We start from the raw sequence: 22,860 nt of genomic DNA, 5'->3' as shown, positions 1-22,860 counted from the left end.
AAACGTTCTGCCGGATCTGATCAGGGGGGAGTGTCGAGGCCGGCGCGCAGCGCATCGCGCAGCGCGTCCTGCAGGGAGGGGTCGGTCAGCGGCTGGTCGTGTTCGTCGGTGATCTGGAACACGTCCTCCGCGCGTTCGCCGAAGGTGGCGATGCGCGCATCGTGCACGCGCAGGCCCTGCCGGCGCAGCACCTGGGCCACGTCCGACAGCAGGCCGGGACGGTCGGGGGCGACCAGGCCGAGGATGGTGCGCCGCCCGTCGGGCGTGGTGCCGAACTCGATGCGCGGCGCGAACCGGAAATGCCTGAGCTGGCGCGGCACGGCGCGGCGGGAGGTGCGCACGCTGTCGAGCGGCCGCGACAGCGCCGCGTCCAGCGTGCGTGCGATCTCGTCCGGGTCGCGCGGCGCATAGGTGTCGGCCGGCAGCAGTTCGAACGTATCGAAGATCGCGCCCTGCGGGCCGACCAGCACGCGCGCCTGATGGATGGCGAAGCCCATGCGGTCGAGGGTGGCGAGGATGGCGGCGAACAGGCCATCGCGGTCGGGCGAATGGACGAACAGCTCGATCGCATCGGCATCGTCGGCAATGCGCCGCGCACGCACGCGGGTTTCGCCAGCGGCGGCACCGCGGATGGCCTGGGTCTGCCAGGCGAGCTGTTCCGGACGGAAGCGCAGGAAGCTTTCCTCCGGCATCGCGGTGAACAGCGCATCGGCCTGCGCTGCCGACATGCCCTGCAGTTCGAGCAGCGCACGTACGCTGCCGCGCGCCTCCTCGAGCCGCTCCTCGACCGCCACCGGATTCTCCAGCCCCTCGCGCAACACGCGGCGCGCGGCGAAGTAAAGGTCGGCCAGCAGGCGGTCTTTCCACGCATTCCACAGCTTGGGGCTGGTGCCGGCGATATCCGCGCAGGTCAACAGGTACAGATAATCGAGACGCTCGCGATCGCCCACCAGGGCGGCGAAGCGATGGATGACCTCGGGGTCCGCGATGTCCTGCTTCTGCGCCGTCACCGACATGCGCAGGTGCTGCTCCACCAGCCAGGCCACCAGCGCGGTGTCGCCCTCGCTAAGCGCATGCGCCGCGCAGAACTCGCGCGCATCCACCGCCCCCAGTTCCGAGTGGTCGCCGCCGCGGCCCTTGGCGATGTCGTGGAACAGGCCGGCCAGCAGCAGCAGTTCCGGCTTGCGCAGGCGCGGCCACACCTCGTGCGCGATGGAGAAGCGCTCATCGGCGCGGCCGCCAGCGAACGCGGCGATGTTCCGCAGCACCATCAGCGTGTGCTGATCGACGGTGTAGACATGGAACAGGTCGAACTGCATGCGCCCGGACACCCGCGCGAAGGCCGGGATCCACTGCCCCAGCACGCCCAGGCGCGCCATGCGGGTGAGGGTTTCCACCGCACGCGGACCGCGCAACAGGGCCATGAAGGCGTCGCGCTGCGCACGCGTGGCGTCGGGATACGGCGAGAGCCTGGGCAGTGATTCGGCCAGCGCGCGCGCGGTGCGCGAATGCAGGCCGCGCATCTGCGGATGCGCCGCCCAGACCGCGAACAGCGCGAACACCTGGCCGACATCGTTCGCCGGCCAGTCGCCATGACGGGCAGCCAGGTAGCCGCGGCGCGAGGCGAACTGGTCATCGAGCGGTTCGGCCAGCGCTTCGCCGTCGAACTGCTCCTCGAAACGCTGCAGCAGGCGATCGCTGATCCGCCGCACGATGGCCGCGCTGCGGTAGAAGCCCTGCATCATCTTCTCGACACCGAGGCTCTCGGCGTCGTCGGCGAAGCCCAGCTGCTGTGCCAGCGTCTTCTGGTAATCGAACCGCAGGCGCTCCTCGGGCCGGTTCGCCACCCGGTGCAGGCCGTAGCGCAGACGCCCCAGCGCACGCCGCTCGCGCGCCAGTGCGGCGGCTTCGTCGTGTCCTAGGTGGCCCAGCCCGACCAGCGCTTCCAGGTCGCGCACGCCGAACGTGCGCAACGCCATCCAGCCCAGCGTGTGCAGGTCGCGCAGGCCGCCGGGGCCTTCCTTGATGTTGGGTTCCAGGTTGTCCGAAGTGTCGCCGAACCGCGCATGGCGGATGCGCAGTTCCTCGCGCTTGGCGACGAAGAAATCCCGCGGCGGCCAGACCCGCGCCGCGCCGGTGGCATCGATCAGCAGGGCTTCGTCGACCGGCTCGCCGACGATCAGCCGTTCCTCGATCAGCGCGGTCAACACGCTCTGGTCGGCCGCCGCGGCCGCCGTGCACTGGCCCGCCGAGCGCACGCTGTGGCTGATCGGCAGCCCTGCATCCCACAGCAGGGCGAACAGCCGCGCCACCGCGCCGTGATGGGCCTGCTGCACGTCCGGTGCGGCCAGCACCAGCACGTCGACGTCTGAATGCGGGAACAGTTCGCCGCGGCCGTAGCCACCCACCGCGAACAGCGCCATCGGCGCGTCGGCCGGGATGCAGCGCAGCCAGGCGTCCTTCAGCAGATGGTCGACCGCCCGCGCGCGCAGCGCGAGGATGCGGTCCATGCCGTCGTCCTGGTCGAAGCGCTTGTCCAGCCGTGCGTCGGTGTTGGTCAGCGACGCACGCGCCGCCGCTGCCCAGTCCGCGTCATCGGCGACGTCCGGGCCGATATCCGGAAGCCGCGTCGCCTGTCCGTTCGCGGCTGTCGTGGCGCTCACAGGTCGTTGTCGTCGCCCGGCACGCGGGTCAGGATCTCGACGCCGTCCTCGGTCACCGCCACGGTGTGCTCCCACTGCGCGGACAGCTTGCGGTCCTTGGTCACCACGGTCCAGCCGTCGGGCAGCACCCGGGTATGGCGCGCGCCTTCGTTGATCATCGGCTCGATGGTGAAGGTCATGCCCGGCTTCAGCACCACGCCGTCGCCGGGACGACCGTAATGCAGCACCTGCGGCTCGTCGTGGTAGACCTTGCCGATGCCGTGACCGCAGTACTCGCGCACCACACTGAAGCGCTCGGCTTCGGCGTACTGCTGGATCGCGTGGCCCACGTCGCCCAGGGTGGCGCCCGGCTTCACCGCACGGATGCCGCGGAACATCGCCTCGCGGGTGGTGTCCACCAGCCGCTTGGCCATCACCGACGGGGTACCGACCAGGTACATGCGGCTGGTGTCGCCGTGCCAGCCGTCCTTGATGACGGTGACGTCGATGTTGAGGATGTCGCCGTCCTTAAGCACCTTCGCCTCGCTGGGGATGCCGTGGCAGATGACGTTGTTGACCGAGGTGCAGACGGTGGCCGGGAAGCCCTTGTAGCCCACGTTGGCGGGGATCGCCTTCTGCACGTTGACGATGTGATCGTGGCAGATGCGGTCCAGTTCGGCGGTGGTCACGCCCGGCTTCACGTGCGGGGCGACCACCTGCAGCACTTCGGCGGCCAGGCGGCCGGCGATGCGCATCTGGGCGAGGTCTTCGGGGGTCTTGAGCTGGATGGCCATTGGCCGATTATCCCCCATTTGGCGCCCGGGCTGAACGGCCCGTACCCGGCGCCCGTGCCGGCCAGGCAGGCCCGGTTTGCGGCAGCGGGGGCAGGACCGCTATACTCCAGCGGCTTCGTGCCCGGGTCTGCCCGGCCGGACCGCCCACGTCGGGCGACACCGACGAATCCACACCTGCTGCCCCAACCCGTGCCGGGGTGCCCTTCGCTGAAGGGTTCGGACACGGAAGCCGCAGGGAGGCCCAACCCCGGAACCCCGCCCTCACCGGCGCCGTCCTCCATTGACCCGGACGGTGGGTTCCCCTTCGATGGAGTCACTGCAATGCCCCAAGTCACCATGCGCCAGATGCTGGAAGCCGGCGTCCATTTCGGCCACCAGACCCGCTACTGGAACCCCAAGATGGCGCCGTACATCTTCGGTGCCCGCGGCAAGATCCACATCATCAACCTCGAGAAGACCGTTCCGCTGTTCAACGACGCGATGAACTTCATCTCGGGCGTCGCGCAGAAGCGCGGCACCATCCTGTTCCTGGGCACCAAGCGCAGCGCGCGCGAGGCGGTGAAGGAAGAAGCCGAGCGTTGCGGCATGCCGTTCATGACCCAGCGCTGGCTGGGCGGCACGCTGACCAACTTCGCCACCGTGAAGAAGTCGGTCGCCCGCCTGAAGGAACTGGAAGCCGCCGAAACCGACGGCACGTTCGAGAAGCTGGTCAAGCACGAAGTGCTGGGCCTGCGCCGCGAGCGCGAGAAGCTGCTGGCCTCGCTGGGCGGCATCAAGGAAATGAACCGCCTGCCGGACGCCCTGTTCGTCATCGACATCGGCCATGAAGACATCGCCATCAAGGAAGCCAAGAAGCTCGGCATCCCGGTGATCGCGGTGGTCGACTCGAACTACGACCCGGCCCTGGTCGACTACGCCATCCCCGGCAACGACGACGCCATCCGCGCCGTGCAGCTGTACGCCCGTGCCGCCGCCGACGCCGTGCTGGAAGGCAAGGCCGCCCAGCCGAACGCCGCCACCGTGCGCGAGGACGAGTTCGCCGAAGGCGGCGACGACAAGGGTGCGCGTCGCGCCCCGGCCAAGAAGGCTGCCGGCAAGAAGCCCGACGAAGCCGCCGCCGAGTAATCCGGCTGCAATGCCGCCGCGCCATGCTGCGCGGCGGCCCATGTTCTTCCTTCCCCCCCGGGGGAAGGGCCTGCCCCCGCGAAGGCGGGGGTGCCCGAAGGGCGGATGAGGGTGCGGTGATCACGTCGACGCCTCGAGCGTCGCGGTTCCACCGGACCTTCGCCCCAACCCCTCTCCCGACGGAAGAGGGGCTTTGCCAATCCAAATAGAGGTAATCCCGTGGAAATCACCGCTTCCCTGGTCAAGGAACTGCGCGAGCGCACCGGCGCCGGCATGATGGAGTGCAAGAAGGCGCTCACCGAGAACAACGCCGACATCGACGCTGCCGCCGAGTGGCTGCGCAAGTCGGGTCTGGCCAAGGCCGACAAGAAGGCCGACCGCGTCACCGCCGAAGGCCGCGTGGCCGTGGCCCAGGACGGCGGCAAGGCCGTGCTGGTCGAGATCAACTCCGAGACCGACTTCGTCGCCAAGGACGCCAACTTCATCGCCTTCACCGACGCCATCGCGCAGGCCGCGCTGACCTCGGGCGCCGCCGATGTGGAAGCGCTGAAGAGCGCCAAGCTGGCCTCGGGCGAGACCGTCGAGGAAGCCCGCGCCGCCGCCATCGCCAAGCTGGGCGAGAACATGCAGATCCGTCGCCTGGTCGCCATCGACAGCGCCCACAACGTGGCCGCCTACGTGCACGGCGGCAAGATCGGCGTGCTGGTCGAGGTCAAGGGCGGCGACGCCGAACTGGCCCGCGGCCTGGCGATGCACATCGCCGCGATGAACCCCCCGCACAACAAGGCCGCCGACGTGCCGGCCGAGTTCGTGGCGAAGGAAAAGGAAATCGAGCTGGCCAAGATGTCCGACAAGGACAAGGCCAAGCCGGCCGACATCCTGGAGAAGATTATCTCCGGCAAGATCAACAAGATCGTCAACGAAGTCACCCTGTACGGCCAGCCGTACGTGCTGGACAGCGACAAGTCGGTCGAGCAGGTGGTCAAGGCCGCCGGCGCCGACGTGGTCGGCTTCCAGCGCCTGGTGGTCGGCGAAGGCATCGAGAAGGTGGTGGAAGACTACGCCGCCGAAGTGATGAAGCAGGCCGGCCTGGCGTAAGCCAACGCGCCCTGCGCTGCACCGGGAAAGCCGCGGGAAACCGCGGCTTTCCTGTTTCCGGCAGCGCGTGCGAAGGAATAAGGCGATGCACCTGCCGCGACCGTTCGTCGCCGCTGGCTAAAGTTCGCGCTGTCCGCGCCGAAACTTTCTACAAAGCTGACACTCCGTCACGCCTTGCTGGCATCCCGCCCGCCCACTTCCTGCGTACCGCCCTCGGATGCGTCCCGAACTCGAATCCCAGTTGTCGAATTGCCGCAACCTGCCAAGCCCGCCGGGCGTGGCATTGCGCATCATCGAGCTGGCGCAGGACCCCGAGGTGGTGATGGCGACCGCTGCCGACACGATCGGTCTGGACGCCGCGCTGAGCGCGCGCATGCTGCGCATCGCCAATTCCCCGCTCTACGCCAGCCGTCGCCGCGTGGAGAACCTGTCGCAGGCGCTCACGGTGCTCGGCCTGAATGCCACGCTGACGCTGGCGCTGGGGTTTTCGCTGACGCGCTGCGGCACCGGCACCCATCCGGCCGCGCAGGAACGCGTCTGGCGTCGCAGCGTGATCGCCGCGCTGGCGTGCCGCCTGCTCGGCCAGCACGCCGGCATGCGCAAGGCCGAGGAACTGATGCTGGCCGGCCTGCTGCAGGACATCGGCATGCTGGCCCTGCTGGAAGTGCTGGGCGACGAGTATGCGCACCTGGTCGAGCGCACCCAGGACAATGCCGCCCTGCTGGCGGCAGAACGCGAGTGGCTGGGCTGCGACCACGCGGCCGTGGGCGGCTGGCTGGCGCGGCAGTGGAACCTGCCGGCCCTGCTGCGCGAGGCGATCCTGGAGAGCGAAGCGTCCGCGTCGGACACCACGTTCAATGCCTGCGTCGCGGTGTCCGGTCATGTCGCCGACATCTGGATCGCCGGCACTGACGAAGCCCGCACCGAAGAAGCGCATCGCAAGGCCGCCCTGCAGGTCGCCACGCGGCTGGGCATGGACTATGCCGCCTTCCTCGCGCTGACCGAGGACATGATCACCGCGCTGCCCGAGGTCTGCGCGATGTTCGACGTCCCGCCCGCGCCGCCCGCGCGCATCCAGGCACTGCTGGACCAGGCGCGCGAGTTGCTGGTGGTACGCAACCTGCGCGAGATCCAGGAAGCCGCACGCGCGCGCAAGGACGCCGACGAACACGAGGACCGCGCGCGCCGCCTGGCCGAAGAAGTCCGCCGCGATCCGCTGACCGGCGCCTACAACCGCAACCAGCTGGAAGAAGTGCTGGAGAAAGAGTTCGACGCCGCCACCCGCCACGGCTGGCCGCTGTCGATCGCCTTCATCGACCTGGACGACTTCAAGCAGGTCAACGACCGCTGGGGCCACCTGGTCGGCGACGAAGTGCTGCGCAATTTCGCCAAGTCGCTGATGCGGCACGTGCGCAGCAGCGACGTGGTCGCCCGCTATGGCGGCGAGGAATTCCTGGTCGTGCTGCCGGGCATCAACGAAGACGCCGCGGTCCATGTGGTGCGCCGCATCCTGTCCGAGGTCGCCGGCGCCGCGATGGCCCACGTCAACGGCCAGCCGCTGCACATCACCTTCTCCGCCGGCCTGGCCACGCAGGGCGCGCTGGAACAGTTCCGCCACGTCGACGACCTGCTGCGGGCCGCCGACGAAGCGCTGTATGGCGCCAAGCGGCAAGGCCGCAACCGCGTCTCGGTGGGCGCCGTCGGCAACTGACCTGCGCGACGGTTACTGCGTCGGTTACTGCCGCGGCTGCAGCGCGACTTCTTCGTACGGCTGCACGACCACCCAGCCGTCGCCCGCGAACCGCAGCTGGATGCTCTCGCCGGATCCACGGCCCAGCAGCGTCCCCAGCGAGATGTCGGTGATGATTTCCGGCGTCAGGCCACCCGACCACGCCACGGTGGCGTTCGGATCGGTGAACACCGGTCCGGTCTGCGCATTCACCGGCAGCGTCAGCGGCTCGTAGTGGGAGGTGATGGCGACGATGCCGTGCCCACTCAGGCGCACGTTGAACAGGCCGCCCGACAGCATGCCGGCGACCTTGCGCATCATCGTGATGCGGCTTTCGATGCCCGACTCGGTCGCCAGCACGTCGTTGCCGTTGACGAAGATGGCCTCGCCGGCCAGCCGCAGCAGGGTGATCCGCTTGCCGGCGTCGGCCAGGTAGACGCGGCCCTGGCCTTCGATCTTCATCAGCTGCATGCCCTCGCCGCTGACCGCCTTCTTCAGCAGGTTGCCAAGGCCCTGTTCCAGCACGCCCTGGCGGGTGAACTTCACCGCACCCTTGCGCGCCACCATCGCACCGGCCTTGGCCCAGACCAGGCCGTTCAATCGCACTTCGAGCAGGTGCGGGCTCTCCAGCTCGAAGGCTTCCGGGCTGGCGTCCTTTTCGCGGGAGGAGGCGAGGAATTCCTGCAGGGTGCGCACGCTCATGACCGTTCCTTGATGGCTGCCGATGGGGACGGCCATGATAGCGGCCCCAACCCGAGGTGCCGCCCATGCCCCGCATCGTTCCCGTGCCGCACACGCCCGACGCCGCCACGCGCGCACCGGTCGCCGCCGATCGCCTGGTGGCCGGGCAGCCGACGCAGGCAGTCGGCAACGCCTACTCGTCGCAGGACGAGAGGTTCCATTGCGGCGTCTGGGAGGGCGACGTGGGCGCCTGGCGCGTGCACTACACCGAGCACGAGTTCTGCCACCTGCTCAGCGGCCGCGTGCGCCTGCGCGATGAGGGCGGCGATGAGGTGGTAGTGCTGGAGGCCGGCCAGAGCTTCGTGGTGCCGGCCGGTTTCAGCGGCACGTGGGAGGTGCTGGAAGCCGCGCGCAAGCTCTACGCGATCTACGAACCCGGCGACTGAGGCGGCGCGCTCGGCTAGAATTGCCGCGTTTGCCCCCACGCCGAGACCCCCATGCCCGCTCCCCTTGCCTATCGCCGCATCCTGCTCAAACTGTCCGGCGAGGCGCTGATGGGGGCCGAGGATTACGGCATCGACCCGGCCGTCATCACCCGCATTGCCCGCGAGATCATCGAAGCGCGCGATGCCGGGGCCGAGGTGGGCCTGGTGATCGGCGGCGGCAACATCTTCCGCGGCGCCGGCCTGGCGGCCGGCGGCATGGACCGCGTCACCGGCGACCAGATGGGCATGCTGGCCACGGTCATCAACGCGCTGGCCATGCAGGACGCGCTGGAAAAGCTCGGCGCCAAGTGCCGCGTGATGAGCGCCATCAAGATCAACGACGTGTGCGAGGACTACATCCGCCGCCGCGCCATCCGCCATCTGGAAAAGGGCCGCATCGCGATTTTCGCGGCCGGCACCGGCAACCCGTTCTTCACCACCGACTCCGGCGCCGCCCTGCGCGCCATCGAGATCGGCGCGGACCTGCTGCTGAAGGCGACCAAGGTGGACGGCGTCTACGACAAGGACCCCAGCAAGCACGCCGACGCCGTCCGCTTCGACCAGCTGACCTACGACGAAGTCCTCGCCCGCGACCTGCAGGTGATGGACACGGCCGCGTTCGCGCTGTGCCGCGACAGCGACGTGCCGCTGCGCATCTACGACCTGTCGGTGCCCGGCAACCTGATGCGCATCCTGCGTGGCGAACACGTGGGCACGCTGGTGAAAGGCCGCGGCTGACGCAAAACGCGCCGTCTCCCGCAGAGGTGCCCTTCGTGCCCTGACGGGATGGGGGCGCGCGACGCTGTTCGATCAGCGTGCGGAAAAGCATCGCGGGCATGGCCCGCTCCTGCAGACGGTCGATAGGCGACAGCGGTTTCGTGTCCCCGCTTTCGCCCTGTAATAGTGTTCGCCTACTGCCACAGGCACCCTAGCCCGCCATGGGACACGGACACCACCACGGCCACGGCGCGCACGCCCATCCGCAGGCATCGGCCACGCGCACGTTCGCGTGGGTCACGCTGATCAACCTGGCTTACACCGTCGTCGAGGCGGGCTACGGCTTCCACACCAATTCGCTGACGCTGCTGTCGGACGCGCTGCACAACCTGGGCGACGTGCTGGGCCTTGCGCTGGCCTGGGGCGCGGCCGCGCTCGCCGGCAGGCCACCGCGCGGCCGACACACCTACGGCTGGCGTCGCGCCACCCTGCTGTCGCCGCTGGCCAACGCGGTGCTGCTGATGGTCTTTTCCGGTGCGCTGGGCTGGGAGGCCTTCCGGCGCTTCAGCGCGCCGCCCGAGATCCCCGCCACGCCCGTCATCGTGATCGCCTCGTTGGGCATCCTGGTCAACCTGGGCGCCGCCTGGCTGGTCAAGGACGGCCATGCGCACGACCTCAACAAGCGCGGAGCCTTCCTCCACCTGCTGGCCGATGCCGCCGTGTCGCTGGCCGCCGTGCTGGCCGGCGTCGGCATGGCCACGCTGGGCTGGGCGTGGCTGGACCCGGCCACGGCGCTGCTGATCGCGGTGGTGGTGGCCGTGGGGTCATGGGGCCTGCTGCGGGACAGTTTCGACGCCGCCATGGACGCCGTGCCCGGCAGCGTGGATCCGGAGGAAGTCCGCGCGTTCCTGCAGGACCAGCCCGGCGTATCCGCCGTGCATCACCTGCACATCTGGCCGCTGGGCGCCAACGAGATCGCCCTGACCGCGCACCTGGTGCGCGCGCGGGAGGACGACCACGATGCCTTCCTCGATGCCACCATGCACGCGCTGGACGACCGCTTCGGCGTCAATCACGCCACCCTGCAGATCGAACGCGGGACCGGCTGCGGGCACGACCGGCACGATGCGGCGCCGCATCATTCGCACTGACCGGTCTACCGAAGGTCGGCAACGGCCCCGAATCGCCCTATAATCGGTCGTTTACAGGCTTTGCAACGGAAAGGGCGATGCTCAACGACATCAAGAAAGACGCGCAGGCGCGCATGACCAAGAGCATCGAGGCGCTCCGCCACACGCTGGTGAAGGTCCGCACCGGCCGCGCGTCGACGGCCCTGGTCGAGCACCTGAAGGTCAACTACTACGGCTCCGACGTGCCGCTGAGCCAGGTGGCGACGGTGTCGGTTTCCGACTCCCGCTCGCTGACCATCACCCCGTGGGAAAAGCAGATCGTCGGCGCGGTCGAGAAGGCCATCCTGGCCTCCGACCTGGGCCTGACCCCGAACACCGCCGGCACCACCATCCGCCTGAACCTGCCCGCCCTCACCGAGGAGCGTCGCAAGGAACTGTCCAAGGTGGTCCATGGCGAAGGCGAGGATGCCAAGGTCGCCATCCGCAACATCCGTCGCGATGCCAACCAGCAGGTCAAGGACCTACTGAAGGACAAGCAGATCACCGAAGACGAAGAGCGCCGGACCGAAGAAGAGATCCAGAAGCTCACCGACAAGTCCATCAAGGACGTCGATGACGTGGTCAAGGCCAAGGAGCAGGAACTGATGGCGGTCTGAGGACTGCCATGTCCCCTGCCGTTCCCGCGTCCGTGCCCCGCCACCTGGCCGTCATCATGGACGGCAACGGGCGCTGGGCCGAACGCCGTCGCCGCCCCCGCGTGATCGGCCACCGCGCCGGCGCGCGCGCGGTCAACACCTGCATCGATTTCTGCCTGGAGCGCGGCATCGGCGCGCTGACCCTGTTCGCGTTCTCCAGCGAGAACTGGGGCCGGCCCGAGGAGGAAGTCGGCGCGCTGATGAAGCTGTTCCTCAACGCGCTGGACCGCGAGGTCGACGAGCTTCACCGCCGCCAGGTGCGGGTGCGCTTCATCGGCGACCGCACGCGGTTTTCGCCCGACATCCGCGCACGCATGGACGCCGCCGAGGCGCTGACCCGCGACAACCTGCGCCTGCACCTGGTCATCGCCGCCAGTTACGGCGGACGCCAGGACATCGCGCAGGCGGCGCGCGCGCTGGCGGCCGAGGTCGCCGCCGGCCGGCTGCGGCCGGAGGACATCGACGAAGCCGCGCTCGGCGCGCACGTCGCGCTGGCCGACCTGCCGCCGCCCGATCTGTTCATCCGTACCGGCGGCGACCACCGCATCAGCAATTTCCTGCTGTGGCAGCTGGCGTACACCGAACTCTGGTTCACCGACGTGCTGTGGCCCGACCTGGACGCCACGCTGCTGCAGCGCGCGCTGGACGACTTCGCGCAGCGCGAGCGCCGCTTCGGCCTGACCAGCGCCCAGGTCACCGGCAGCGCCCCCGAGCACAGCCCCGCATGAAAGCGAGCCCCGCATGAGCGCGACCCGTACCCGTGTCATCGCCGCGCTCGTCATGGCGCCGTTCGCCATCGGCGCCATCCTGCTGTTGCCCACGAGCTGGCTGGCGATGCTGGCCGCGCTGGTGTTCCTGGTCGGGCTGTGGGAATGGTTCAAGCTCGCCGAAATCGACGACACCCTGCAGCGCACCGTGCTGCTGACCGCCAACCTGCTGGTGATGGTGGCGCTGGTGTGGGCCTCGCGCGGCTCCGGCGACGCCACCGACCTGGTGCCGCTGCGCCTGATGGCGCTGGCCGGGGTGGTCTGGTGGCTGCTGGCCTTGCTGTGGCTGCGCTTCTTCAGCTTCGCGTCCGACCACGAGACGTGGGCCCGCGTGTTCAAGCTGGCGGCGGGTACGCTGGCCGTGGTGCCGGCCTGGTGCGCGCTGGGGCTGATCCATTACAACAACAACGAGCCCAACGGGCCCGCCTGGCTGTTCGTCGCGCTGGCCATCGTCTGGGCTGCCGACAGCGGTGCGTACTTCGCAGGTCGCCACTTCGGCGGGCGCTGGTTCAAGGGCCGCAAGCTGGCGCCGCGGATCAGCCCCAACAAGACCCTGGAAGGCCTGCTGGGCGGCCTGGCCGCCGGCATGCTGGTGGCCGCCATTGGCGGGCTGATCGCCGGTGCCGGCGCCGGCCAGCTTCCCGGCGTGCTGGTGGTGGCGGTGTTCACGGTGCTTTTCTCGGTGGTCGGCGATCTGTTCGAGAGCCTGCTCAAGCGGCATGTCGGCGCCAAGGATTCGGGCGACCTGATCCCGGGCCACGGCGGCGTGCTGGACCGCATCGATGGTGTGCTGGCCGCCCTGCCCATCTTCGTGCTGGGCAAGGACGTCTTCGGATTCTGAGCATGACCCAGCATGGTCCCCGCAACGTGGCGGTCCTGGGCGCGACCGGCTCGATCGGCGCGTCGGCGCTGGACGTCATCGCGCGCCATCCCGACCGTTACCGCGCCAGCGTGCTGGCCGCAGGCAACAACGTGGAGGCCCTGCTCGCCCTGTGCGCGGCGCATCGCCCCGCGGACGCCGTGATTGCCGACGAAGCCCTGTATGCGCGGCTGCGCGACGGCCTGTCCGAGGCCGACCTGCCCACGCGCGCCCACGCCGGCATGGCCGCGCTCGACACGCTGGTGGCGGCGCCGGACTGCGACATCGTGGTGGCCGCCATCGTCGGGGCGGCCGGGCTGTCGTCCACGCTGGCCGCGGCGCGCGCGGGCAAGCGCCTGCTGCTGGCCAACAAGGAGTCGCTGGTGCTCGCCGGCGAGCTGGTGACCGCCGCCGCGGACGCCGCAGGCGCCGAGATCATCCCGATCGACAGCGAACACAACGCCATCTTCCAGTGCCTGCGTTCACGACAGGCTCAGGCCGACGTCAGCCGCATCGTGCTGACCGCGTCGGGTGGTCCGTTCCGTGGTTGCAGCCGCGCCGACCTGGCGCAGGTGACGCGCGAGCAGGCCGTCGCCCACCCCAAGTGGTCGATGGGCCCGAAGATCTCGGTGGATTCGGCCACGCTGATGAACAAGGGGCTGGAGCTGATCGAAGCCCACCACCTGTTCGGCGTCGGCCGCGAACGGCTGGACGTGCTGGTGCATCCGCAGAGCCTGGTGCATTCGCTGGTGGAATTCGTCGACGGCTCCACGCTGGCGCAGCTCGGCCTGCCCGACATGCGCACCTCGCTGGCGGTCGGCCTGGGGTGGCCGGAACGGATCGGCTCGGGCGTGGGCGGACTGGACCTGTTGAAGCACCCGCGCCTGGATTTCGAGGCGCCGGACACCGACGCCTTCCCCTGCCTGCAGCTGGCCTGGGACGCCATGGCCGCGGGCGGCACCGCGCCGGCCGTGCTGAACGCTGCGAACGAAGTCGCAGTTTCAGCCTTTCTTCAGGGCCAAATCGGTTTCCTATCCATCCCCGCGCTGGTCGAGGATGCCCTCGCTGCGCTGCCCGCGGCGCCGGCGGATTCGCTGGACGTGCTGCTGGCGGCGGACGCCGAGGCACGCCGGCTGACCACCCGCAATCTCGCAAGCCACCTCTCCGCATGAGCGCCGACATCCGATGAGTGAAGTGCTGGGCTCAATCTGGTGGATGATCGTGGCGCTGGGCGTGCTGGTCACGTTCCACGAATTCGGCCACTACTGGGTGGCGCGCCGCTGTGGCGTGAAGGTGTTGCGCTTCTCGGTGGGCTTCGGCAAGCCGCTGTGGTCGCGCAGCGACCGCCATGGCACCGAGTTCGCGGTGGCCGCCATTCCGCTGGGCGGCTACGTCAAGATGCTGGACGAGGCCGAGGGCGAGGTACCGGCAGCGCAACTCGACCAGGCCTTCAACCGCAAGTCCGTCTGGCAGCGCATCGCCGTGGTCGCGGCCGGCCCGCTGGCGAACATCCTGCTGTGCGTGATCCTGCTGTGGGCGATGTTCGTGATCGGCAAGCAGGACTACTCGGCCACCCTGGGCAGCGTCTCGGGCATCGCCGCCGATGCCGGCTTCCAGCGCGGCGACCGCATCGTCCGGGTCGGCGACCGCGTGATCGATACCTGGACCGATGCCTCCATCGTGCTGACCAAGGCCGCCATCGATGGCGACGACCTGCCCGTGCAGGTCGAGACCGCGTCGGGCGCCACGGTGACGCGCACTTTGGCGCTGTCCCGGCTGCCGGCCGGCTTCGACCAGGAGAACGCCGTCGGCCTCAGCGGACTGGTCTGGCAGCACTGGGTGACGCCGGCCACCATCGGCAAGGTCACGCCCGACTCGGTCGCCGATGGCGTGCTGAAGGTGGGCGACACGGTGACCGCCGTGGACGGCCAGCGGGTGCACGGCTTCGACGACATCGCCCGCCAGGTCGATGCGCTGGGCAAGCGCGGCGGCGCGGCCATGGTCGAGGTGGACCGTGCCGGCGAGCGGCTCGCCTTCGAACTGGCGCCGCGCTGGACCAGGCACCCCGAGGCCGGCAAGGGCCATTACTGGGCGCTGGGCCTGGCTCCCCCGGACAAGATCCAGATGCCGGCGTACGACGCCCGGCTGCATTTCGGCCCGCTGGCGGCGGTCCCGGCCGCCCTGCGCGAGACCGGCAAGCTGACCTCGGACTCGCTGGGCATGATCCGCCGCATGCTGACCGGCGATGCCTCGCTGAAGAACGTATCCGGCCCGATCACCATCGCCCAGGTCGCCAATGTCTCGGCCCAGCGGGGGCCGGACTGGTTCCTCTGGTTCCTGGCGGCGATGTCCCTGAGCCTGGCCATCATCAACCTGCTGCCGATCCCCGTCTTGGACGGCGGCCACCTGCTGTATTACCTTATCGAATTGGTCAAGGGCAGCCCCTTGAGCGAGCGCCACATGGTGGCCGGACAATACGTGGGCCTGGCGGCACTGGCGGGCCTGATGGGACTGGCGTTCTACAACGACATCCTGCGTCTGATGACGCGTCTGGTGACCTGATGCCCCTGAACTTCCACGGGCCGGCCCGCTCCAAGGTGGCCGCCCCTCCCCTTGCGACACCCCGGACCGCTGCCCTGCGGTCCACTCCTGCACAGCAGGAACCACCCCAACCGGATGTAATGATGACGCGACTGCCTTCCCGCCGCCTGCTTGCCCTCGCCCTGGCTTCGGCCATCGCCATGCCGGCACTGGCCCAGACGACGGAACCCGCTGCCGCGCCCGTGGCCGCCGCGCCGCTGAGCAACGCCTCGTTCACCGCGACCGACATCCGCATCGATGGCCTGCAGCGCATCTCGACGGGTACCGCCCTCACCTACCTGCCGATCGAGCGCGGCGACCCGGTCACGCCCGCCAGCGTGGGCGAGTCCATCCGCGCGCTGTACAAGACCGGCTTCTTCGAGGACGTCAAGCTCGACCGCCAGGGCGACATCCTCGTGGTCACGGTCACCGAGCGCCCGGCGATCAACAAGCTGACCCTGACCGGCAACAAGGACATCAAGACCGAAGACCTGATGTCCGGCCTGAAGGACATCGGCCTGGCCGAGGGCGAGACCTTCGACCGCCTCAGCCTGGACCGGGTGACGCAGGAACTGGTGCGCCAGTACAACAACCGCGGCAAGTACAACGTGGAGATCACGCCCACCGTCAGCCCGCTGGACCGCAACCGCGTGGACGTCACCATCGCGGTCAAGGAAGGCAAGGCCGCCAAGATCAAGCACGTCAATGTCGTCGGCGCCGAGAAGTTCGATACCGAAGACCTGCTGGAGAACTGGGAGTCCAAGGAATCCAGCTGGCTGTCGTGGTACCGCCGCGATGACCAGTACTCGAAGGAAAAGCTGTCCGGCGACATGGAGCGCCTGAATTCCTGGTACCTCGACCGCGGCTACGTGGACTTCAACATCGACTCCACCCAGGTGTCGATCAGTCCCGACAAGCGCGACATGTTCATCACCGCCGGCATCACCGAAGGCGAGCAGTACAAGATTTCCGACGTCAAGGTCACCGGCGACACGGTGCTGCCGAAGGAAGAGATCGAGAAGCTGGTGATCGTCAAGCCGGAGCAGACGTTCTCGCGCATCCTGCTGGAAATGACGGCCGACTCGATCACCGCCACGCTGGGCAACATCGGCCACGCCTTCGCGCAGGTCAACCCGATCCCCACCGTCGACCGCGAGAACCGCACCGTCGCGATCAACCTGCAGGTGGTGCCGGGCCCGCGCGTCAACGTGCGCCGCATCGTGTTCAAGGGCAACACCCGCACCTCCGACGAGGTCCTGCGCCGCGAGATGCGCCAGTTCGAGGGCAGCTGGTTCTCGCAGGTCGCCGTGGACCGCTCGCGCGTGCGCCTGCGCCGCCTGGGCTATTTCGAAACGGTCGACGTGGAAACCACGCCGGTCCCGGGCACCAACGACCAGGTCGACGTGGTCTTCAACGTCAAGGAAACCACCTCGGGCAGCTTCGTGTTCGGCCTGGGCTACTCGCAGCTGTCCGGCCTGACCACCTCGATCCAACTGTCGCAGAACAACTTCCTGGGCGGCGGCAACCGCGTGTCGGTCGAAGCGCAGCGCAGCGACTACCTGCAGCGCTATTCGTTCTCGTACACCAATCCGTTCTTCACCGACGAAGGCATGTCGCTGGGCTACAACCTGTGGTGGCGCGAGTTCGACTACTCGGACTTCAACACCGCCCAGTACTCCACCACCAGCGCGGCCGCGCAGGGCATCCTGGGCCTGCCGATCACCGAGAACGACACCGTCTCGCTGCTGTTCGGCATCGACAGCAACGAGATCCTGACCTTCGGCGGCTCCACCCCGCAGACGATCATCGATTACATCGATGCCGTCGGCCAGCGCACCTTCCACGCCTGGCGTGCCGAAGTGGGCTGGGCGCGCGACACCCGCAACGACTACTTCATGCCGACCGGCGGCACCTACCAGCGCGTCTCCGCCGAGGTCGCGCTGCCCGGGTCCACCGTGCAGTACTACAAGCTCAACTACGAGTTCTCCAAGTACTGGTCGCTCAGCCCGGCGTTCGTGCTGAACACCCGTGCCGAACTCGGCTACGGCGACAGCTACGGCGACGACATCTACCGCTACATCTGCCGCGTGAACGGATCGGACCCGCAGATTCCGGGCCAGCCGAACTCTGGCACGCCTTCGGCTGATGGCACCTGTGCCGATGGCGGCACGCTGCAGCGGACGCTGGTGGCCACCGGCCTGCCGTTCTTCGAGAACTTCTATGCCGGCGGTACGCGGTCGGTGCGCGGCTTCCGCGACAACACGCTGGGTCCGCGCTCGGAAGTCATCTCCGGCTTCCGTGGCCAGCCGCTGGGCGGCTCACTGAAGACCACCGGTTCGGTGGAGCTGATCTTCCCGAAGCTGTTCGACTCCAATGCGGCCCGCGTCTCGGCGTTCTTCGACTTCGGCAACGTGTTCGACGGCGTGGACAACTTCGACGCCGGCGAGCTGCGCGCGTCTGCGGGCGTGGCGCTGCTGTGGCGCGCGCCGGTCGGCCCGATCTCGATCAGCTACGCCTTCCCGCTCAGGAAGGAAGACGACGACGAGGTCGAACGCCTGCAGTTCACCTTCGGCGGCGGCTTCTGACCGCAGGTTTGCGCGATCCGGGTGGCACGAAGGGGGGCGGAAGCCCCCCTTCTGCTGTCCACCATACGCCCCCGTGGAAGCGGTTCTGGGACGTCAGGGGCTAAACTACGCGGCCTATGATCCCTCCTTCCTTCACCTCCGGCGAACTGGCCGACCGCTTCGGCCTGGACCTGCGCGGCGATGCAGGCCTGCGCATCGACGGCGTGGCCACGCTGGCGCGTGCCGAACCGGGGCAGCTCGCCTTCCTGGCCAACAGTCGCTACCGCGCGCAGTTGGCGGACAGTCGCGCCAGCCTGGTGGTGCTGCGCGCGGAGGATGCCGCCGACGCCACCGGCGCCGTGCTGGTCGCGAAGGATCCCTACACCGCGTTCGCCAAGATGGCGGCGTTGTTCGAACGCAAGCCGGTCCGCGAGGCTGGCATCCATCCGAGCGCCGTCATCGATCCGAGCGCGCGCGTCGCGCCGAGTGCCCATGTGGGCCCGTTCGTCATGGTCGGTGCACGCAGCGTCATCGGCGAAGGCAGCGTGATCGGTCCGGGCTGCGTGATCGGCGACGACTGCGTGGTCGGCGAGGGCTGCGAACTGGTCGCGCGCGTCACCCTGGTCACCCGCGTGCGCCTGGGCCAGCGCGTGCTGGTGCATCCGGGCGCCGTGATCGGCGCCGACGGCTTCGGCCTGGCGATGGACAGCGGCCACTGGATCAAGGTGCCGCAGCTGGGCGGCGTGGTGGTGGGCGATGACTGCGAGATCGGCGCCAACACCACCATCGACCGCGGTGCGCTGGACGACACGGTGCTGGAAGAAGACGTCCGCCTCGACAACCAGATCCAGATCGGCCACAACGTGCGCATCGGCGCGCACACCGCGATGGCCGGCTGCAGCGCCGCCGCCGGCAGCGCGCGCATCGGCCGCTACTGCCTGATCGGCGGCGCCGCCGGCGTGCTGGGACACCTGGAGATCTGCGATCGCGTGGTGGTCACCGCCATGTCGCTGGTGACCAGCTCGATCACCGAGCCCGGCGAATACTCCAGCGGCACCCCGCTGACCGACAACCGTACCTGGCGCAAGAACGCCGCCCGCTTCAAGCAACTGGACGCCTTGGCACGACGCGTGCTGGCGGCCGACAAGGAAAACTGATGACCCTGGACCTGCAACTGCCCGTCGACGCGGCCACCATCCGCAAGCTGCTGCCGCACCGCTACCCGTTCCTGTTGGTGGACCGCGTGGTGGAGTTCGAGAAGGACAAGCGCGTGCTGGCCTACAAGAACATCACCCAGAACGAGCCGTTCTTCACCGGCCACTTCCCGGACCGTCCGATCATGCCGGGCGTGCTGATCATCGAGGCGCTGGCGCAGGCCGGCGGCCTGCTGACCCAGCTGTCGCACCAGGGCGATACGGCGGGCCGCATGTTCTACATGGTGAAGGTGGAAAACGCCCGCTTCACCCGCATGGTGGTGCCCGGCGACCGCTTGGACCTGGACGTCACGCTGAAGCGCCTGATCCGCAACATGGCCTTCTACACCGGCGTGGCCTCGGTCAATGGCGAGCAGGTCGCCTGCGCCGACGTGCTGTGCGCCGAGGACACCCGCTGAGATGAGCGCCCCCACCGCCATCCATCCCAGCGCGGTCGTCGACCCCGGTGCGGTGCTGGGCGAAGGCGTGCGCATCGGACCGTTCGCCTATGTCGGTCCGGAGGTCGAGATCGGTGACGGCACGGTGATCGGTCCGCACTGCAGCGTCACCGGCCCCACCCGCATCGGCCGCGACAACCATTTCGTCGGCCATGCCGCCATCGGCGGCGATCCGCAGGACAAGAAGTTCAAGGGCGAGCGCGTCGAGCTGGTGATCGGCGACCGCAACCAGGTGCGCGAGTTCGTCACCCTCAACCGCGGCACCGGCACTGGTGGCGGCATCACCCGCGTGGGCAGCGACAACATGCTGCTCGCCTACACGCACGTGGCGCACGACTGCATCGTCGGCAACCACTGCGTGTTTTCCAACAACTCCACGCTGGCCGGCCACGTGACCGTGGAGGACTGGGTGATCATGAGCGGCTTCGCCGGCGTGCACCAGTTCTGCCGCGTGGGCGCGCATGCGTTCATCGGCATGGGTGTGCTGCTGAGCGGCGACGTGCCGCCCTTCACCATGGTCGCCGGCGACGCGGCCGGCCGGCCGCGCGGCATCAACAGCGAAGGCCTCAAGCGGCGCGGCTTCGACGCCGACCGCATCGCCGCCATCAAACGCGCCTACCGCACGCTGTACGTCGCCGGCCTGCCGCTGGCCGAAGCCAGGCAGCAGTTGGCCGAACAGGCGCAGGCCAGCGACGACGTGAAGGCGCTGCTGCAGTTCATCGAAAGCGGCGACCGGCCGTTGCAGCGGTGAGTGCCGGGAATCAGGGAGAGGGCATCGGGAATGGGCAGGCCGGCTCTCCGTCCACGCCCCTCGCCTCCTCCCTCACCCCTTCCCCCTTCCCGATTCCCGCCACGCGTGGCATACGCATCGCGCTGTGCGCCGGCGAAGCCTCCGGCGACGGACTCGGCGCCGGCCTGATCGCCGCACTGAAGGCGCGCTTTCCGAACGCCGAATTCGCCGGCATCGGTGGCGACGCGATGCGCGCCGCGGGCTGCGACACCTGGTTCGACGCGAACGAACTGGCGGTGATGGGCCTGGCCGAAGTGCTGCGCCACCTGCCGCGCCTGCTCGGCCTGCGCAAGGCGTTCCGCCAGCGCGTGCTGGACTGGAAGCCCGACGTCTACGTCGGCATCGATGCGCCGGACTTCAATCTGGGCATCGAGCGCTGGCTGAAGGCGCGCGGCGTGCGCACCGTGCACTACGTCAGTCCGTCGGTCTGGGCATGGCGCGAGAAGCGCGCCGAAAAGATCGGCCACAGCGCCGACCGCGTGCTCTGCCTGTTCCCGATGGAACCGCCGATCTATGCGCGCCATGCGGTCGATGCGCGCTTTGTCGGCCATCCGATGGCGGACGAGATTCCCTTGCAACCGGATCGTGCTACGGCTCGCATGGCGCTCGGCCTGCCGGCCGATGCGCCGATACTCGCCGTACTGCCCGGCAGCCGGCTCGGCGAGATCGGCCGGCTGGCACCGGCCTTCTTCGAGGCCGCACGCCGCGTGGCCGCCGAGATACCGGGCGTGCAGATCGTGGTGCCCGCCGCCAATGCCGCCTGTCGCCAGGCGCTGGAAACGCAGTTCGCCGCGCACGGGGCCGGCAGCGCGTGGCACCTGCTCGACGGGCGCGCGCGCGACGCGATGATCGCCAGCGACGTGGTGCTGCTCGCCTCCGGCACGGCGACGCTGGAAGCGATGCTGTGCAAGCGGCCGATGGTGGTGGGCTACCGCATCGCGCCTCTGACATACCGCATCGTCAAGGGCCTGGGGATGTTGAAGGTGGAGCGTTACGCGCTGCCGAACGTACTGGCCGGCGAAGACATCGCGCCCGAACTGATGCAGGACGACTGCACGCCCGAGCAATTGTCTGCAGCCATCCTGCGCTGGTTCCGCGAACCCGCGGCGGTCGATGCCCTGCAGCCCACCTACCTGCGGCTGCATGAGCAGTTGCGCAAGGATGCCTCGGCGAAAGCGGCCGAGGCAGTCTCGGATTTGATCGCCTCCTCTGTAGGAGCGACGTGAGTCGCGACCGGTCACCATGACTCCCGCTACGTCATCATCGCCCGACGGACAACGCTCCTCCGCGCCCGTTCATGCCTTGGGCGAAATCCGCGTGGATGTTGTTTCCGCGGTCGCGACTCACGTCGCTCCTACCGGGAGCATCGCACCATGACCTCGGCGTCTCTGTTCCCCGATCCCGTCGTCCGCCTCGTTGCCGGTGTGGACGAAGCAGGGCGCGGTCCTCTCGCCGGCCCGGTCGCCGTCGCCGCGGTGATCCTGGACGCATCGCGCCCCATCGACGGTTTGAACGACTCCAAGCAGCTCAGCGAAGCGAAGCGCGAGGCGCTGTTCCCGCTGATCCAGGAGCGCGCGCTCGCCTGGCACGTCGTGTTCGTCGAGCCCGACGAGATCGACCGTCTCAACATCCTGCAGGCCACGCTGGAAGGCATGCGGCGCGCGATCGCCGCATTGCGGCCGCTGCCGGACCTGGTCCGCATCGACGGCAACCGCGCGCCGAAGGGACTCGACTGCATGGCGGAGACGCTGGTCGGCGGTGATGCCATCGAACCGGCGATCATGGCCGCCTCGATCCTGGCGAAAGTATCGCGCGATCGCCTGATGGTGCGGCTGCACGCGGCGTTTCCGCAGTACGGGTTCGACGTGCACAAGGGCTATCCCACGCCCGCGCATCTGTCCGCGCTGGCCGCGCATGGCCCCTGCGCGCATCACCGCCGCAGTTTTGCGCCCGTGCGCAAGGTGCTCGACCGGCGCTGACGCGGCGGATGACCATCGGCACGGTGCCCATGGTCACGATGGCTTCCAGCAGGCGCGCCGGTTGCACCGCGCGGGCAGCATGGTCCTGCATCCCGCGCCCGCCCCCGCGCGGGAGCCCTCTTCCCCCACGAGGTGCGCCATGCCACTGCTGAACACCGTCATCCCCTCCCCGTCCACCGCCCCACACTCCCTCGACGACGCGCGCGTGCAGCTGCTGCGCAGCCTGCTGGTCGACCGCGACTGGTCGCAGGCCTCCTTCCTGCGCGCGGCCCTGCAGCAGGCGCTGGCGCGGCTGAGTGCGCCCGGCGGCGGCGCCCTCGACGAAGCCACCTGGCTGCTGGTCGCCGACGAAACGGCGCGCTACCTGGACTTCCGCCGCCTGCGGAACCTCGAAGCGCAGCTGCGCGGATGCCCGCCCGAGGCGCTGCAGTACACCCGCGCCGACTGGGAAGCCGCCCGCATGGCCGAGGCCGCGCTGGAATCGCACCTGCGGCAGGTCCGGCTGGGCAGTTACGCCCCCGAAGCGGTGCCGATGTTCCGCATCCACTGAATCACGGCGCGGCCCATGCCGCCG

21 protein-coding genes are annotated in these 22,860 nt (G+C 69.0%); 18 read left to right on the top strand and 3 right to left on the bottom strand.

The genetic code is table 11. The features are described 5' to 3' along the window. Positions 1 to 20: 20 nt before the first annotated feature. A complete protein-coding gene (glnD, locus tag MMG85_RS15480) occupies positions 21 to 2,615 on the bottom strand; it encodes a [protein-PII] uridylyltransferase (RefSeq protein ID WP_241046866.1) in 2,595 nt (864 codons plus the stop codon). 44 nt (positions 2,616 to 2,659) lie between these two features. Then, positions 2,660 to 3,436 carry a type I methionyl aminopeptidase gene (map, locus tag MMG85_RS15475; protein ID WP_055935787.1) on the bottom strand — a complete coding sequence of 259 codons (777 nt, stop codon included), beginning with the start codon at positions 3,434 to 3,436 and terminating at the stop codon, positions 2,660 to 2,662. A 321-nt stretch (positions 3,437 to 3,757) separates the two neighbouring features. Here map and rpsB point away from each other — a divergent pair, with 321 nt between their 5' ends. From rpsB to MMG85_RS15460, 3 genes are all read left to right on the top strand, one after another. Further along, positions 3,758 to 4,561: a 30S ribosomal protein S2 gene (gene rpsB / locus MMG85_RS15470; protein WP_241046841.1), complete on the top strand. Its 804-nt coding sequence runs from the start codon at positions 3,758 to 3,760 to the stop codon at positions 4,559 to 4,561. Positions 4,562 to 4,780: 219 nt separating this feature from the next. Then, complete coding sequence (gene tsf, locus MMG85_RS15465; RefSeq protein WP_241046840.1) at positions 4,781 to 5,659, top strand: translation elongation factor Ts; 879 nt, start codon at positions 4,781 to 4,783, stop codon at positions 5,657 to 5,659. Between the two features lie 217 nt (positions 5,660 to 5,876). Then, positions 5,877 to 7,370: a GGDEF domain-containing protein gene (locus MMG85_RS15460; protein WP_241046839.1), complete on the top strand. Its 1,494-nt coding sequence runs from the start codon at positions 5,877 to 5,879 to the stop codon at positions 7,368 to 7,370. Positions 7,371 to 7,394: 24 nt separating this feature from the next. Here the strand turns inward: MMG85_RS15460 and MMG85_RS15455 are convergent, their stop codons facing one another. Further along, positions 7,395 to 8,090: an AIM24 family protein gene (locus MMG85_RS15455; protein ID WP_055935800.1), complete on the bottom strand. Its 696-nt coding sequence runs from the start codon at positions 8,088 to 8,090 to the stop codon at positions 7,395 to 7,397. Between the two features lie 65 nt (positions 8,091 to 8,155). On the opposite strand from MMG85_RS15455, the gene MMG85_RS15450 reads away from it, so the two are divergent. The 15 genes from MMG85_RS15450 to MMG85_RS15380 all read left to right on the top strand — a co-directional run bounded on the left by MMG85_RS15450 (position 8,156) and on the right by MMG85_RS15380 (position 22,836). Next, positions 8,156 to 8,515, top strand: coding sequence for a cupin domain-containing protein (locus MMG85_RS15450; RefSeq protein WP_241046838.1), 360 nt, complete (start codon positions 8,156 to 8,158; stop codon positions 8,513 to 8,515). Positions 8,516 to 8,566: 51 nt separating this feature from the next. Beyond that, on the top strand, positions 8,567 to 9,292 hold the full coding sequence (gene pyrH, locus MMG85_RS15445; RefSeq protein ID WP_055935806.1) for a UMP kinase: 726 nt from the start codon (positions 8,567 to 8,569) through the stop codon (positions 9,290 to 9,292). 200 nt (positions 9,293 to 9,492) lie between these two features. Next, on the top strand, positions 9,493 to 10,422 hold the full coding sequence (locus tag MMG85_RS15440) for a cation diffusion facilitator family transporter (RefSeq protein ID WP_241046837.1): 930 nt from the start codon (positions 9,493 to 9,495) through the stop codon (positions 10,420 to 10,422). 77 nt (positions 10,423 to 10,499) lie between these two features. After that, positions 10,500 to 11,057: a ribosome recycling factor gene (gene frr / locus MMG85_RS15435; protein WP_055935814.1), complete on the top strand. Its 558-nt coding sequence runs from the start codon at positions 10,500 to 10,502 to the stop codon at positions 11,055 to 11,057. A gap of 8 nt (positions 11,058 to 11,065) precedes the next feature. Continuing rightward, positions 11,066 to 11,824 (top strand): polyprenyl diphosphate synthase, encoded by a 759-nt coding sequence (uppS, locus tag MMG85_RS15430; protein WP_241046836.1) that lies wholly within the window; start codon positions 11,066 to 11,068, stop codon positions 11,822 to 11,824. A 13-nt stretch (positions 11,825 to 11,837) separates the two neighbouring features. Beyond that, positions 11,838 to 12,704 (top strand): phosphatidate cytidylyltransferase, encoded by an 867-nt coding sequence (locus MMG85_RS15425; protein WP_241046835.1) that lies wholly within the window; start codon positions 11,838 to 11,840, stop codon positions 12,702 to 12,704. A 2-nt stretch (positions 12,705 to 12,706) separates the two neighbouring features. Next, positions 12,707 to 13,894 carry a 1-deoxy-D-xylulose-5-phosphate reductoisomerase gene (locus MMG85_RS15420; protein ID WP_241046834.1) on the top strand — a complete coding sequence of 396 codons (1,188 nt, stop codon included), beginning with the start codon at positions 12,707 to 12,709 and terminating at the stop codon, positions 13,892 to 13,894. A 13-nt stretch (positions 13,895 to 13,907) separates the two neighbouring features. Then, positions 13,908 to 15,284, top strand: a complete 1,377-nt coding sequence (rseP, locus tag MMG85_RS15415; protein WP_241046833.1) for an RIP metalloprotease RseP — start codon at positions 13,908 to 13,910, stop codon at positions 15,282 to 15,284. A 122-nt stretch (positions 15,285 to 15,406) separates the two neighbouring features. Next, positions 15,407 to 17,887: an outer membrane protein assembly factor BamA gene (gene bamA / locus MMG85_RS15410; protein ID WP_241046832.1), complete on the top strand. Its 2,481-nt coding sequence runs from the start codon at positions 15,407 to 15,409 to the stop codon at positions 17,885 to 17,887. Between the two features lie 116 nt (positions 17,888 to 18,003). Next, positions 18,004 to 19,023, top strand: coding sequence for a UDP-3-O-(3-hydroxymyristoyl)glucosamine N-acyltransferase (gene lpxD, locus MMG85_RS15405; protein ID WP_241046831.1), 1,020 nt, complete (start codon positions 18,004 to 18,006; stop codon positions 19,021 to 19,023). Beyond that, the gene (fabZ, locus tag MMG85_RS15400) at positions 19,023 to 19,478 is read left to right on the top strand and encodes a 3-hydroxyacyl-ACP dehydratase FabZ (RefSeq protein WP_055935832.1); all 456 of its coding nucleotides are present in this window, start codon (positions 19,023 to 19,025) and stop codon (positions 19,476 to 19,478) included. Before lpxD ends, fabZ begins: the two co-directional genes overlap by 1 nt. A gap of 1 nt (position 19,479) precedes the next feature. Further along, entirely contained in the window at positions 19,480 to 20,268 is a 789-nt protein-coding gene (lpxA, locus tag MMG85_RS15395; protein WP_241046830.1) for an acyl-ACP--UDP-N-acetylglucosamine O-acyltransferase, read from the top strand. 23 nt (positions 20,269 to 20,291) lie between these two features. Then, positions 20,292 to 21,533 carry a lipid-A-disaccharide synthase gene (gene lpxB, locus MMG85_RS15390; protein WP_241046865.1) on the top strand — a complete coding sequence of 414 codons (1,242 nt, stop codon included), beginning with the start codon at positions 20,292 to 20,294 and terminating at the stop codon, positions 21,531 to 21,533. A 147-nt stretch (positions 21,534 to 21,680) separates the two neighbouring features. Further along, complete coding sequence (gene rnhB / locus MMG85_RS15385) at positions 21,681 to 22,286, top strand: ribonuclease HII (protein ID WP_241046829.1); 606 nt, start codon at positions 21,681 to 21,683, stop codon at positions 22,284 to 22,286. A 139-nt stretch (positions 22,287 to 22,425) separates the two neighbouring features. After that, a complete protein-coding gene (locus MMG85_RS15380; protein ID WP_241046828.1) occupies positions 22,426 to 22,836 on the top strand; it encodes a hypothetical protein in 411 nt (136 codons plus the stop codon). Positions 22,837 to 22,860 lie beyond the last annotated feature (24 nt).

The sequence above is a fragment of the Pseudoxanthomonas sp. LH2527 genome (assembly GCF_022539275.1).
Taxonomy (GTDB): domain Bacteria; phylum Pseudomonadota; class Gammaproteobacteria; order Xanthomonadales; family Xanthomonadaceae; genus Pseudoxanthomonas_A.
This window is presented reverse-complemented; position numbering and strand designations above follow the sequence as displayed.